Raw genomic sequence first — 11803 nt, forward strand, 5'->3', positions numbered from 1 at the left:
CCACTATTCGGAATGAGCTGACACGGGATACGGGATATGATCCCGCGCCTTGTCCTCCCTTTAGTCATAGATATGGAATCCCTGCTTTGCTCGAAAATCAGATGATGTTGTTGGCGGTGTTCGAACGGGCGGCGCTGATGCTGATGACCCTGTTCTTCCTGACCCGTACCCGGCCGTTCCAGCGGCTGTTCCAGAAGCGGGACCACACCCCGGCCGAGCTGGTGCTGGTGGCGGCCATCTTCTGCCTGTTTGCGGTGTTCAGCACCTACACTGGCATTCCGGTGGAGGGGGCCCTCATCAACGTGCGGATCATCGCCATCATCTCCGGCGGCATCCTGTTTGGCCCCTGGGTCGGCATTCCGGCCGGGGTCATCTCCGGTCTGCACCGCTATCTCATCGACATGGATGGCCACACCTCGATCCCGTGCCTCATCGCCAGCATCATCGCCGGCCTGCTCGCCACCTGGCTACACCTGCGCTGTCGCAAGTCGCGGCTCTGGCTCTACGGCATTCTGGCGGGGATGTTGTGTGAAGGGCTCACCATGCTGCTCATCTGGCTGCTGACCGAGCCCCATGCGGTAGGCGTCGAGATCGTCAGCCATATTGCCTACCCGATGATCGCCGGGGCGCTCTGCATCGGCCTCATCATCAAGCTGGTGCAGGATCTGGATGACGAGAAGGAGCTGATTGCCGCCAAGCAGGCCAAGCTGGCTCTGGATATCGCCAACAAGACGCTGCCCTTCTTCCAGAACATCGATCGCCACTCCCTGAGCCAGGTCTGCGCCATCATTCGCAGCGAAATCAGCGCCGATGCGGTGGCCATCACCGATACCCGCGACGTGCTGGCCTATGTGGGGGTGGGCAAGGATTACTACGAGCTGGACGAGCACCATGCCATCAGCGACATGACCCAGCGGGCGGTGCTGCTGGACCAGATCATCATCAACAACGATCTGCGCCAGTATCACCTCTCCGATTTCCACTCGGTCATCATTATTCCGCTGCGGGAAAACGGCTCGGTGAGTGGCACCCTCAAGATCTACTACCGTCGCACCCACAGTATCACCAGCTCCCTCAAGGAGATGGCGGTGGGCCTCTCCCAGCTCATCTCCACCCAGATGGAGGTGTCGCGCATCGAGCAGCTCAAGGAGATGACCCGCAAGGCGGAGTTCACCGCGCTGCAGAGCAAGATCAACCCGCACTTCCTGTTCAACGCCCTCAATGCCATCTCGTCGCTGATCCGCATTCGGCCCCAGCAGGCGCGCCAGCTGATCGCCAATCTGGCGGACTACCTGCGCTACAACCTCAACAAGGGGGATACCCTCATCGACATCCAGGAGGAGCTGCAGCAGGTGCGCGACTACGTGGCCATCGAGCAGGCCCGCTTCGGTGACAAGCTGGAGGTGGTATTCGAGGTGGATGACGTGCACATCCAGGTGCCGAGCCTGCTGTTGCAGCCGTTGGTGGAAAACGCCATCCTGCACGGCATCCAGCCCCGCAGCGCGCCGGGTCGGGTCACCATCGAGGTGAAACAGCTGGCAGGCGGCATCCGGGTGGCGGTGCGCGACACGGGTTACGGCATCAGCCAGGAGGTGATCGACGGGGTCGCCGCCGGTCGGGTGGAGAGCCGCAGCATCGGCCTGATGAACGTGCATCAGCGGGTCAAGTTGCTCTATGGCGATGGCCTGCACCTCAAACGGCTGGAGCCGGGTACCGAAGTGAGTTTCTATCTGCCGGATCAGGAGTCGATGCCATGCTGAGTGCCATCATGATTGAAGATAAGTGTGTGCTGCGAGAGGCGTTGTCATGCTGAAAGCCATCATTGTCGAGGATGAGTATTTGATGCGGGAGGCGCTGGCCTCTCCTGCATTCCCTCAGGGGGCAATGCCATGCTGAAAGCCATCATAGTGGAAGATGAATATCTGGCTCGCGAGGAGCTGGCCTACCTGGTGGGGCAGCACAGCACCATCGAGATAGTGGCGAGCTTCGAGGACGGGCTGGAGGCGTTCAAATACCTGCAGGATCACGAGGTGGATGTGGTCTTCCTCGACATCCAGATCCCCTCCATCGACGGTCTGCTGCTGGCCAAGAACCTGCACAAGTCGAGCCACCCGCCCCACATCGTCTTCGTCACCGCCTACAAGGAGTTTGCGGTGGAGGCGTTCGAGCTGGAGGCGTTCGACTACATCCTCAAACCCTACAACGAACCGCGTCTCATCAGCCTGCTGCAAAAGCTGGAGCTGGCGGGCAAGTCGCAGGCGGGGCAGGGGAGCGAGCCGGGCACGCCGCACAATCGCACCGTCAATCTGGTGAAGGGGGAGCGCATCATCGTCACCCCCTGCGAGCAGATCTACTACGCGGAAGCCGACGAGAAGCTCACCTATGTCTACACCCGCGATGATCGCTACGTGATGACCATGACCCTCAGCGAGTTCGTAAGCCGGCTGCCCGCCGAGGGGTTCTTCCGCTGTCACCGCTCCTACTGCGTCAACATCAACAAGATCCGCGAGATAGTGCCCTGGTTCAACAGCACCTATCTCATCCGGCTCCATGACCTGCCGTTCGAGGTGCCGGTCAGCCGCAGCAACATCAAGGCGTTCCGTCAGCTGATGCGGCTCTGATTGTCATTCATTCCCGCCGATCTGCATTTCATGCCTTAATCGGTCGGCGGGAGTGGCGTCTTGCCTATAGTGGCCCCAGTTGCCTTAAGGCCATTGACCGAGACGCATCATGACCAAAGAGATGAATCGCACCCGCTACCTCACCCTGTTGGGGACCATCATCACCCAGTTCGCGCTGGGATCCGTTTACACCTGGAGCCTGTTCAACGCCCAGCTCTCCGACAAGCTGGACGAGCCGGTCAGCCAGGTCGCCTTCGCCTTCGGCCTGCTCAGCCTCTCCCTGGCGGTGGCCTCCTCCCTGGCGGGCAAGCTGCAGGAGCGGTTCGGGGTGCGCAACGTCACGCTGGGGGCTGGCGTGCTGCTCGGCATCGGCTTCTTCCTCACCGCCCACGCCAGCAACCTGGCGATGCTCTACCTCTGTGCCGGCATCCTGGTCGGTTTTGCCGACGGTACCGGCTACCTGATGACCCTCTCCAACTGCGTGAAGTGGTTCCCGGAGCGCAAGGGGCTGATCTCCGCCTGCTCCATCGGTGCCTACGGCCTCGGCAGCCTGGGCTTCAAGTACATCAACCTGCTGCTGCTCTCCAGCAACGGCCTTGAGACCACCTTCCAGCTGTGGGGACTGATCGCCATGTCCATGGTGCTGGTGGGCGGCATGCTGATGAAGGATGCGCCCAAGCAGGCGGCCGCCGTGCAGCAGAGCGAGAGCCGCGACTTCACCCTGGCCGAGGCGATGCGCAAGCCGCAGTACTGGATGCTGGCGCTGATGTTCCTCACTGCCTGCATGAGCGGTCTCTACGTCATCGGCGTGGCCAAGGACATCGGCGAGAACATGGTGGGCCTGCCGGCCGTGGTTGCCGCCAACGCCGTCGCCATCATCGCCATGGCCAACCTGGGTGGCCGGCTGGTGCTGGGCATTCTCTCCGACAAGATGTCCCGCATCCGGGTCATCACCATCGCCCAGCTGATCACCCTGGCCGGGATGGCGCTGCTGCTGTTCGTGCCGCTCAACGCCAACCTGTTCTTCGTGGCGGTGGCCTGCGTGGCGTTCAGCTTCGGCGGCACCATCACCGTCTACCCCTCGCTGGTGAGCGACTTCTTCGGTCTCAACAACCTGACCAAGAACTACGGCGTCATCTATCTGGGCTTTGGTCTGGGCAGCATCATCGGCTCCATCGTGGCCTCCCTGTTCGGCGGCTTCATGGCGACCTTCAACCTGATCCTGGTGTTGCTGGTGGTGGCGCTGGTGCTCTCCCTCACCATCCGCCTGCCGGCGCCGGTATCGGTGGAGCGGGCCTGATCACCCGCCTGTCGCAGCAAGCAATGAAAAGACCCGGGCCAGGCCCGGGTCTTTTTTTGTGCGCGGCTAAGCGCTCAGCGTGGCGGTAGCCCCAACAGCTGGCGCACCCGGTGGCAGGTCTCTTCCACCGTCGGCCAGTCGGCGGCGGTGATGGTGACATGGCCCATCTTGCGGCCGGGGCGGGGTTCCCCCTTGCCGTACAGGTGCAGATGCACGCCGGGCAGTGCCAGCAGGGCGGCCCAGTCTGGCGTGCCGGCCTGCCAGAGATCCCCCAGCAGGTTGAGCAGCATGGCGGGGCGCACGGCGATCCGCGCCGGCAGCGGCAGATCGCACAGGGCGCGCACCTGCAGCTCGAACTGGCTGCACTCGGCGTTGTCGAGGCTGGGGTGGCCCGAGTTGTGGGGGCGTGGCGCCAGCTCGTTGACCAGCAGTTTCCCTGCCACCAGGAAGAACTCCACCGTCAGCACGCCGACGTAGTCGAGGGCGGCGATCAGCTGTTCGGCGATATGTCTGGCGTCGGCTTCCAACGCCGGTACGTTGGCCGGGGAGCGGGTCTGGTCCAGAATGCCGCCGCTGTGCCAGTTCTGCACCAGCGGCAGGGCACCGATGGCACCGCTCGGGCTGCGGGCCAGGGTCAGGGAAAACTCACCCTCCAGCGCCAGCCGCTGTTCCAGCACGCAGGGTACGCCGCTGGCGGCCAGTGCTGCCGGCAGCTGGTCGGCGGCCTGAATGGTCCACTGGCCTTTGCCGTCGTACCCCTCGCGGGCGGTCTTGAGGATGGCGGGGAAGAGGGAGGCGGGCAGCGCCGGCAGCGGCTCGCCCGGCTGCAGGGTCTGGTTGGGGGCGACCGGGATGCCGGCTCTGCTCAAGAAGGCCTTCTCTTCGCGGCGATCCTGACAGATGCGCACGGCGCCGGCGGCCGGGCGTACCGGCTGGTACTGCTCCAGCAGCGCCAGGGCGGTAGCTGGCACGTTCTCAAACTCGCAGGTGACGGCGGCGCAGCGGCTGGCCAGATCGTGCAGGGCGGTCGGGTCGTCATAGGCGGCAACAATATGGTGATCGGCAGCCGCGCCGGCGATGCTGGCGGGATCGGGGTCCAGCACCACCACCTTGTAGCCGAGGCGATGGGCGGCCATCACGAAGTAGCGGCCGAGCTGGCCGCCTCCCAGCATGCCGAGGGTGGCGGGTGGCAGTATCATGCCGGGTCCTCCAGCGTGAGGGCCAGCACCCGGTCGCGTTCGTTGGCGCGAAAGCCGTCGAGCTGCTGCTGGTAGCGTGGGGCATCGCCGTCTTGCGCGACGGAGAGCAGGGAGACCGCAAACAGGCCGGCGTTGGCGGCGCCCGCCTCGCCGATGGCGAAGGTGGCGACCGGTACCCCCTTGGGCATCTGCACGATGGAGAGCAGGGAGTCCATCCCCTTGAGCTGACGGGTCGGGATGGGCACACCCAGCACCGGAATGGTGGTCTTGGCGGCCACCATGCCTGGCAGATGGGCTGCGCCGCCAGCCCCGGCGATGATGGCGCGCAGGCCACGCTCACGGGCGCTGGCGGCATATTCGAACAGCAGATCCGGGGTGCGGTGGGCCGAGACCACGCGCGCCTCGTAGGGGACGCCATGCTCCTTGAGGATGCGGGCGGCGGCCTGCATCACGGGCCAGTCGGAGTCGGATCCCATTACCAGGCCGATCAGGGGAGGGGTATTCATGGCTATGACTCCTTGCAGTCAAACGTTTGTCTCTGGTTGGCAAAAAGAGCCGGCAAGCCGGCTCAGAATTTTTCGGGTCGCACGATTTCGACCGGTTGCAAAAAGGCGACCATGGCATAGTCGGGGTAGTAGCGACTCTGCAGGTGGGCGAGCAGGCGTTCCGCCTGTTCGCGGCTGCAGATCGCCTCCAGCCGGATGTTGCCGCTCTCGCTCCAGCTGGCGTTGCGCTCACCGTGGTCACCGCGGCCTCTGGCATCGGTAATGGTGTAGCCGCGCAGCCCCTCGCGGGTGAGGGTGCGCAGCAGGGTGGGTTCCAGGTTCGCTTCCGTGATGACGGTGAGCAGGGTGCGGATCTCGGTCTGCATGTGGCTACTCCGTGAAGTGGCGGGCCCAGCTGTGGTAGAGCGGGATCCCCAGCATGATGTTGAACGGGAAGGTGACCCCCAGTACGGCGCTGAGCGACAGGCCCGGATTGGCCTGAGGCACGGCGATGCGCATGGTGGCTGGCACGGCGATATAGGAGGCGCTGGCTGCCAGGGTGGCCAGCAGGGTCAGGCCACCGAGGGAAAGCGCCATCAGCTGGCCGATCACCAGGCCGAGGCCAGCCGAGGCGAGCGGCATCAGCAGGGCGAAGCCGAGCAGGAACAGGCCGTGGCGGCGCAGGTCCTGGCATTGGCGGGCGACGATGAGGCCCATCTCGAGCAGGAACAGCGCCAGCGCCCCTTTGAACAGGTCGACGAACAGGGGTTTGAGCGGAGCGATCCCGTCGGGACCGGCCAGGTAGCCGATGGCCATGCCGCCCAGCAGCAGGGTGACCCCCTTGCCGAGGAAGGTTTCATGGGCCAGCCGGCGCCAGCGGGTCTGCCGGCTCACTCCCTGGGCCAGCACGATGCCGACCAGGATGGCGGGGATCTCCATCACCGCCAGGAAGATGGAGAGCTGGGATTCGAAGCTGATGCCGCGCTCGGTGAGCCAGTTCACCCCGACCGCAAAGGTCGCCACGCTGACCGAGCCGTAGTGGGCGGCGGTGGCGGCGGCATCGACCCGGTTCATCTTGAGGCGCAGCACGGCAAACCCGGCCAGGGTCTGCAGCATGCCGAGCAGGATCACCAGTGCCAGTTGCGGTAATAACGGTTGCAGTGATTGCTGCGCTAGGCCGACGCCGCCTTTGAGGCCGATGGCCAGCAACAGAAAGAGGGAGAGAGTATCGTAGAGCGCGGGCGGCAGCTTGAGCTCGGAGCGCACCAGACCGGCCAGCAGGCCAAACAGGAAAAAGAGTACAACAACATCCAGCATGGGAGTTCGCAGGAAGCAATTCACAGGGTGGTTGCATGCTAGAGTGCAAGATGTTTCGATAAAATCAGATTTTGATTGATGATTGTTCGGTAGAAACTGATAAGGGACCCGATGCTCAACTATAAACAGCTCTATTACTTCTGGCACGTGGCGCGCAGCGGTAGTGTGACGCGGGCCGCCGAGCAGTTGCACCTTACGCCGCAGACCGTCAGCGGTCAGGTAGCCGAGCTGGAGCTCTCCCTCGGGGTGGCGCTGTTCAACCGGGTAGGGCGGCGGCTTGCCCTGACCGCCGCCGGTCGCCAGGCGCTCGAACAGGCTGGTGCCATCTTCTCGCTCGGCGCCGATCTCGAGCATACCCTGCGCCATGCCAGCCAGGAGCTGACCATGCAGGTGGGGATCGCCGACTCCGTGCCCCGCACCCTGGCGTTCGAGCTGCTGGCGCCCGCCATGGCGCTGGCCACCCCGCTGCGGCTGGTGTGCCATGAAGAGCGGGCGGAACAGCTGTTCAGCGAGCTGGCCAGCCACAAGCTGGACATGGTGCTGATCGATCGCCCGCTCCCCCCCGACAGCGGGGTACGCGGCTACAACCACGAGCTGGGGCGCAGCCCGCTGGCGCTGTTTGCCAGCCCCGAGCTGGCCGCCAGGGCGCGGCAGGGTTTTCCTGCTTCCTTCGAAGGGTTGCCGCTGCTGATCCCGGGGGAGAAGTCGGCGACCCATGACAGCTTGCTGGCCTGGTATCGGCAGCAGGGCATCCATCCCCATCTGGTCGGCCAGTTCGATGACTCCACCCTGATGAAGTCGTTCGGCAAGGCGGGGATGGGGATCTTTCCGGCGCCGCTGGCCATGGCCGACGAGATTGCGCGACTCTACGGTGTCGAACGGATTGCAACCCTGACCGAGGTGACGCTCTCCTACTATCTGGTGTCGGCCGGTCGTCACCTCTCCCATCCCGGGGTACAGGCGGTGATGGAGGGGGCGAAGCAGCGGCTGGCTGCGCTGGGTGGCAAGAAATAGAAATCTGGATGGCTATACATCCACCTCTGCTCTGCCTATAATCCCTGCGCTTTGGCGCATCATGCTTAATAGGGAATCCGGTGAAAATCCGGAGCTGGCGCGCAGCGGTAAGGGGGAACGAAGCGACATCAGGGCACTGCCACAGGTGGGAAGCCGTCGCCGTAGGCCATCAGCCCCCCAGCCCGAAGACCTGCCAAAGTTCGTATTTCGGGCCGAGAGAAACCGGCCACGAAGTAGATGCTTACGCGAACTTAAGGATCTCTCATGTCCAAGAAATTATTGGCGGCTGCCCTGTTGCCAACGGCGGCTTTTGCCCAGACCACCATCCCCGTCAATCCTACCCTGGTCATCACCGCTAATCGGGTGGAGCAACCCATCAGCTCGGTACTGGCTCCCGTTGTGGTGATCGATCGCGCCGAGATCGAGTCCCGCCAGGTGCAGAGCCTGCCGGCGTTGCTGAAGACGCTGCCCGGTGTGCAGATCACCACTCTGGGTGGTCGAGGCCACATGAGCAGCCTGTTCATCCGTGGTACCAACTCCAACCATTCACTGGTGCTGATGAATGGGCGCCCCATCGCGGCCATGGTGGCCGGTACGCCGGATCTCAGCCAGATCCCGCTCGGCAATATCGAGCGCATCGAGTACATCCGTGGCCCACGTGCGGCCGTGTATGGCTCGGACGCCATCGGCGGCGTCATCAACCTCATCACCAAGACATCCGCCAAGAATGGCAGCGAGACCCACCTGAAGGGCGGTGTGGGCAGCAATGGCTACGGCCAGGGCCAGCTGCGTACCGTGCAGGCTCTGGGCCAGCAGACCGACATGAATATGATGATTGGTTACGAGCGCACCGATGGGTTCGACGTGGTGGCCAATGCCCAGCAGCCGGATCGGGATGGCTTTGACAGCTTGAACGGCCAGTTCGGACTGAATCATGCTTTCAACGACGCATGGAGTGCCGACTTCAACGCCCAGGGCTATGACAACCAGACCGAAATGGATGATGCGTATCAGTCGGCCGATCAGAGCCGGGTGCAGGCGTTCCAGTACGATGGCGGTCTCAAGTATCAGAGTGGCGCGCTGAGCAGCCGGCTGGAGGCCAGCTACGGCGAGAACAAGCTGAAGAGCTGGCTGGAGAGCAAAGGGGAGTCCAGTGCGGAGCCCATCCACACCGGGCTGACCCGCTTCTCCTGGATCAATAGCTGGAGTGGTGTCGAGGGGCTCAACCTGACCGGTGGTGCCGACTGGCAGCAGGAGCAGCTGAAATCCGATACACGCAGCTATGGTCAGGCATTCAATGCCCCGGATCGCGACAACACGGGTCTGTTCGTGGTGGGCAGCTACCGCTGGCAGGCCCTGTTGTGGGAGCTCTCTGGTCGTACCGATGACAACAAGCAATATGGCCGCCACAACACCTGGTCCGCTGCCAGTGGGCTGGATCTTGATGACAACCATAATGTGCGTCTGAGTTATGGCACTGCCTTCAAGGCACCGACCTTCCTCGATCTCTACTATCCGGGTTATGAGAACCCCGCGCTGAAACCGGAAGAGAGCAAGAATCTGGAGCTGGGCTTCAACGGTCGCTACACCGGTTGGGATTGGTCGCTGAACCTCTACCGCAACCAGATCCAGAATCTGATTGCCTGCCAAAGCGCGTCCTCAACCTGCCGACCGGACAATACCGACGCCGAGATCCGCGGTGTGGAAGTGGCGCTCGGTCTGGAAACCGGACCACTGCGGCACGACCTGAGCTTTGACTACACCCGGGCCGAAGACAAGAACGATGGGGATCAGCAACTGCTGCGTCGTGCCAAGCAGAAGGCCAGCTGGCTGACTCAGGTACAACTGGGCCCGGTCGATCTCTCCACCGAACTGCTTTATGTCGGCAAGCGGGATGACAAGAACTTCAGCAGCTTCCCGGCGGAGCGGGTTGAGCTGGGTTCCTACACCCTGATCAACCTAGGGGCGAGCTATGGGGTGACGCCTCAGTTCACGCTGGGTGGCCGCATCGACAACCTATTTGATCGTGATTACGCCCCGGCCTATGGCTATGCGTCGGCAGGTACCGAGTTCAAACTGACGGCGGACTACCGTCTCTGAGCGGCAGCGCTGCTTATATAAGAGAAGATAAAAAGCGAGGCCCCGCCATTGGTGGGGCCTTTTCTATTGGCGGTCGGCGGGAGTATGATCGCCGACTTGCAGCAAAGGGGAGCTCAAGTGGCCAATATTCTCGTGTTCGACTCCGGTATGGGTGGGCTGACCATCTACCGCGAGATCCGCCGCGCATTGCCGGCACACAACTATATCTATTGCTTCGACAACGCCAACTTCCCCTATGGTGAGCTGAGCGAAGCCGCCCTCACCGAAGCCTGCACCAGGCTGGTCAGCCACATGGTGGTCGAGCATGATATCGATCTGGTGGTGATTGCCTGCAACACGGCCAGCACTATCGCTCTGCCGTCCCTGCGTGCGGCCATGACTGTACCGGTCGTCGGCGTGGTACCCGCCATCAAGCCCGCGGCCGCGCTTACCCGTAGTGGTTGCATCGGCTTGCTGGCAACCCCGGGTACCGTCAGCCGCGAATATACCCACGAGCTCATCGCCCAGTTTGCGCCGGGCAAGCGGGTGCTGCTCAAGGGGGCGACCGAGCTGGTCGTCGAGGCCGAGCACAAGCTGGCGGGTCTGCCGGTCAATATGGCGCTGTTGCGGGAGGTGCTGGCAGACTGGCTGGAAGGGGAAGAGCATCCGGATACTCTGGTGCTGGGTTGTACCCATTTCCCGTTGCTGGATGAAGAGATACGGCAGCTGATGCCTGCGTGCCAGCTGGTGGATTCCGGCAGCGCGGTCGCCAAGCGGGTGGCTCACCTGCTGGCCGGTTTGGTAACGACACCGACACGGCTGGAAGATGTCGGGGGTAAGGCCTATTGCACCCGGCTGGATGCCCAGACCCAGAAACTGACAGCCCCCTTGCAAGCTTGGGGGCTGTCATCACTCGAAGAGGTCAGGTTCTAACGGATTACCGGCCAGCGGTCAGGCATCCACTTCACTGCCTTCTCGCTCATCTTTGTCCCGCTTGTCATTGGCTTCACGTACTTTAAGGGTACGCTGTTGATACTCCTTGTCATTGAGTGCGGCGATCGCCTTGGCGGCATCGGCAGCGGGCATCTCCACGAAACCGAATCCTCTGCGCTTGCCAGTGGCCTTGTCCTTCATCAGGCGGACCGAGATCACCTGGCCCTGCTCGGCAAACAATTCGCGCACGGCTATCTCATTGGCACGGTATGGCAGATTGCCTACATATAAGGTGCAGGTCTCCTGACTGGAGGCCAGCTCAGCCACACCCGTCGGTGCACGGTTCAGGAACAGCGGTACCACGAAACCGCCGATGGCCAAGCCCACAGCAAAAATCACTTCGGCTTTCAAAGAAAATTGCAGGGCCTGGGCAACCAGATAACCAACCAGCGCCAACACCAGAGCAAGGATGGCCGCCTGCACATAAACGGGAAACTTGGATAAATTCATCTTTAAAGACCTTTTGTAAATGAAAGCAAAAAAGGTGCAACACTCTATTCACCTCCATGGTAACCAGCTTTCCAGCTGGGCGCTACCATGGACCACTTGGGACATATTATCCGTTCCAGTATGGCATCCCTTGAGAGGGGAAGATCCACCTAAATGATGATAAAACCGGTCTGAAATCATCGGTTTGTGGATAACATTGTATATATACACTGAGTAAGCTGTTTCTAATTGGATAATTTGAAGTTTCCGTGACTTTCTTCAAAAAAAGCCTTGTCATCGCGGCGCGGCTCCCTATAATGCGCCCCTACCAGCACGGCGGAACACGCCAACCTGATGAGCCAGCTT

General features: G+C 62.4%; 11 protein-coding genes and 1 riboswitch. Of the genes, 6 read left to right on the top strand and 5 right to left on the bottom strand.

All coding sequences use genetic code 11. The annotated features are described in order from the left end of the window. The first annotated feature begins 86 nt into the window (after nt 1–86). The 3 genes from PG881_RS18010 to PG881_RS18020 all read left to right on the top strand — a co-directional run bounded on the left by PG881_RS18010 (nt 87) and on the right by PG881_RS18020 (nt 3921). On the top strand, nt 87–1760 hold the full coding sequence (locus PG881_RS18010) for a sensor histidine kinase (RefSeq protein WP_162275801.1): 1674 nt from the start codon (nt 87–89) through the stop codon (nt 1758–1760). 129 nt (nt 1761–1889) lie between these two features. Continuing rightward, the gene (locus PG881_RS18015) at nt 1890–2621 is read left to right on the top strand and encodes a LytR/AlgR family response regulator transcription factor (protein ID WP_042064388.1); all 732 of its coding nucleotides are present in this window, start codon (nt 1890–1892) and stop codon (nt 2619–2621) included. A gap of 109 nt (nt 2622–2730) precedes the next feature. Beyond that, nucleotides 2731–3921, top strand: a complete 1191-nt coding sequence (locus tag PG881_RS18020) for an L-lactate MFS transporter (protein WP_016348936.1) — start codon at nt 2731–2733, stop codon at nt 3919–3921. A 74-nt stretch (nt 3922–3995) separates the two neighbouring features. On the opposite strand, the gene PG881_RS18025 is transcribed toward PG881_RS18020, so the two are convergent. The 4 genes from PG881_RS18025 to PG881_RS18040 all read right to left on the bottom strand — a co-directional run bounded on the left by PG881_RS18025 (nt 3996) and on the right by PG881_RS18040 (nt 6922). Beyond that, a complete protein-coding gene (locus PG881_RS18025) occupies nt 3996–5120 on the bottom strand; it encodes a 5-(carboxyamino)imidazole ribonucleotide synthase (RefSeq protein WP_270801812.1) in 1125 nt (374 codons plus the stop codon). Further along, nucleotides 5117–5626, bottom strand: coding sequence for a 5-(carboxyamino)imidazole ribonucleotide mutase (purE, locus tag PG881_RS18030; RefSeq protein WP_011704108.1), 510 nt, complete (start codon nt 5624–5626; stop codon nt 5117–5119). The genes PG881_RS18025 and purE overlap by 4 nt, the downstream gene beginning before the upstream one ends. A 62-nt stretch (nt 5627–5688) precedes the next feature. Beyond that, on the bottom strand, nt 5689–5991 hold the full coding sequence (locus PG881_RS18035; protein WP_005306985.1) for a P-II family nitrogen regulator: 303 nt from the start codon (nt 5989–5991) through the stop codon (nt 5689–5691). A gap of 4 nt (nt 5992–5995) precedes the next feature. After that, nucleotides 5996–6922 (bottom strand): sodium-dependent bicarbonate transport family permease, encoded by a 927-nt coding sequence (locus PG881_RS18040; RefSeq protein WP_270801814.1) that lies wholly within the window; start codon nt 6920–6922, stop codon nt 5996–5998. 111 nt (nt 6923–7033) lie between these two features. On the opposite strand from PG881_RS18040, the gene PG881_RS18045 reads away from it, so the two are divergent. The 3 genes from PG881_RS18045 (at nt 7034) to murI (ending at nt 10948) form a co-directional block, all read left to right on the top strand. After that, nucleotides 7034–7936, top strand: coding sequence for a LysR family transcriptional regulator (locus PG881_RS18045; RefSeq protein WP_270801818.1), 903 nt, complete (start codon nt 7034–7036; stop codon nt 7934–7936). Nucleotides 7937–7971: 35 nt separating this feature from the next. Further along, nucleotides 7972–8148: riboswitch (cobalamin riboswitch) on the top strand. A 52-nt stretch (nt 8149–8200) separates the two neighbouring features. Continuing rightward, the gene (locus PG881_RS18050; protein ID WP_024945455.1) at nt 8201–10036 is read left to right on the top strand and encodes a TonB-dependent receptor domain-containing protein; all 1836 of its coding nucleotides are present in this window, start codon (nt 8201–8203) and stop codon (nt 10034–10036) included. A gap of 117 nt (nt 10037–10153) precedes the next feature. Next, nucleotides 10154–10948, top strand: coding sequence for a glutamate racemase (gene murI / locus PG881_RS18055; protein ID WP_029302539.1), 795 nt, complete (start codon nt 10154–10156; stop codon nt 10946–10948). Nucleotides 10949–10966: 18 nt separating this feature from the next. On the opposite strand, the gene PG881_RS18060 is transcribed toward murI, so the two are convergent. Continuing rightward, nucleotides 10967–11458: an RNA recognition motif domain-containing protein gene (locus PG881_RS18060; RefSeq protein ID WP_043126121.1), complete on the bottom strand. Its 492-nt coding sequence runs from the start codon at nt 11456–11458 to the stop codon at nt 10967–10969. Nucleotides 11459–11803: the final 345 nt, after the last annotated feature.

This window comes from Aeromonas sp. QDB54 (assembly GCF_027707385.1).
Taxonomy (GTDB): Bacteria; Pseudomonadota; Gammaproteobacteria; order Enterobacterales; family Aeromonadaceae; genus Aeromonas; species Aeromonas hydrophila.